The 1,888-nt window shown below is 67.6% G+C and carries 1 protein-coding gene; it reads right to left on the bottom strand.

Going from position 1 to position 1,888, the window contains the following annotated elements:
* The coding region (locus ACYVDE_RS21475; protein ID WP_460503581.1) for a GAF domain-containing protein at positions 1 to 1,888 on the bottom strand (1,888 nt) is incomplete at both ends.

A 1,888-nucleotide genomic window follows, 5' to 3' on the forward strand; every position in this document is an offset into this window, starting at 1 on the left:
GGTGCGGTCGGCTACTTCGGCAGCCAGGGTCACGTCGGCAGCGGTCCAGGCGCGCGGGGTGCGCTGGGCCAGGCACAGCACGCCGGTAGGCAAGTCGTTTTTGATGATGGGCACACTCAGGTGCGAGCGGATGTGCAGCTGCTCGCACAGCTCACGCAGGCTGGCATCAACCGAGGCGTCGGTCCGGGTGTCGTGCACGGCAAAGGGATGGCCCACCGCAATGGCGGCCCGCAGCAGCGCGAAATCGGCCAGCCGGTAGGCACCGGCCACCGGCGGCAGCCCCTCGGCCGAAGCATCGCGGCGGATGATGGCCAGCTCGCCCTCAATCTCATAGTAGTAGCAGCGGTCGGCACCGAAATGCTGCCGCGCCAGGTGCGTCACCGTTTCCTGAATGGCCACCGGGTCGGCCACCGTGCGTAGCGCATCGCTGAGTTGGAGCAGAAACGCCTGCCGCTCCTCGGCCTGGCGGCGGGCCGAAATGTCGCGAAAAAACACCGACAGGCCGCCCTGCTGCCCGGGGTAGATGCTCATCTCTATCCAGATGCCAAGGATGGGTGACAGGGTTTCGAAATGGGCCGGCTGCCGGGTGCGCAGCACTTCCTGGTGGCGATGATAAACCTCACTGCCAATCACCTGCGGGAACGCCTCCCAGTACACGGCACCCGTGAGCGCCCCGACCGGCTGGTTCCAAAGCTGGGCAGCCCGGTAATTCACGTAGCGGAAGTGCAGCTCGGCATCGAGGGCGTAAAAGGCATCGTGGGTGTGCTCCAGCACGTCGGCCAGCTGGTCGTGAGCCTGTTGCAGGGCGGTTTCGGCCTGCGCCCGCACCAGGCGCAGGTGCAGGCGGGCGGCCAGCTGCTGCAGCAGGTCAATTTCGTCGGGGCGCCAGGGGCCCGGGCCGGGCCGGGCTACGCTCAGCAGAAAGCGCCACTGCCCGTCGAGCAGCAGCGGGATATCGACCGACGAGCCAAAGCCCAGCGTGGCCAGCGTGCCGGACCGGGCACTAATCAGCGGGTTCGGCTCCTGGCCGGTGAGTACCAGCGGCAGGCCCGCGGCAAAATGGTGGCGGCCGGCCAGCGTGAGGTATTGGTCGATGGGGTGCGGCCCGAGTATCGACGGGAACTGGGCGGCCGTGGCATGCCAGTCAAACGTCACCACGAAGGAGTCCGTCGGCACGTCGACCTCGGCCAGGTGGCAGCGTGAGAGCTGCAGATAGGTGCCCAGCTGCTGGCTCACGCGGGCCATCACCTGCTCGGCGCTGAGTGCCGGCGCAAAGTCGGCATTCAGGTCGGCCAGAAAAGCCAGGTTCAGCTCGTGGCGCTTCCGCCGGGTGATGTTGCGGAACAAGGCCCCCAGCTGCCGGCTGCCAGGGCCGCCAATGCGCGTCACGGTCAACTGAAACCATTGGTCGCTCAGGCTGTGCATGCAGTATTCGAGGTGCAGGGGCTGGCCGGTGCTGGCCACGGCGGCGTAGCGGGCCAGCAGCAAACCCTGCTGCTCACCGCCAAATAGCTCGGAGCGGCGGTGGCCCCGCAGGTCGGCCCCCACGTGCTGCGCAAACGCCGGGTTGGTTTCCAGGTACACCACGTCCACGGGCTGGCCGGCGGCGTCGAACAGCAGCTCCAGAATGGCAAACCCCTCGTCGATGGACGTGAACAGGGCGTGGTATTTCTCTTCCGAGTCCGTTGGTGCCAGCACCGCCGGGGTGGTTGGTACTTCGGGTTCCGCAGTTGCTACGGGCAGACTACTGCCCTCGGCTGGCGCGGGCTGCAGCAGCTTGCCCAATTGGTGGTTGAAGGCGCGCTGGGCCTCGCTGGCCAGCGGGTTGGCCTTGCGGTGCCGCGGGGCCGGCAGCATATCCTGCGCAAACACCGCCCAACCGCCGGGC

The organism is Hymenobacter agri (assembly GCF_054778495.1).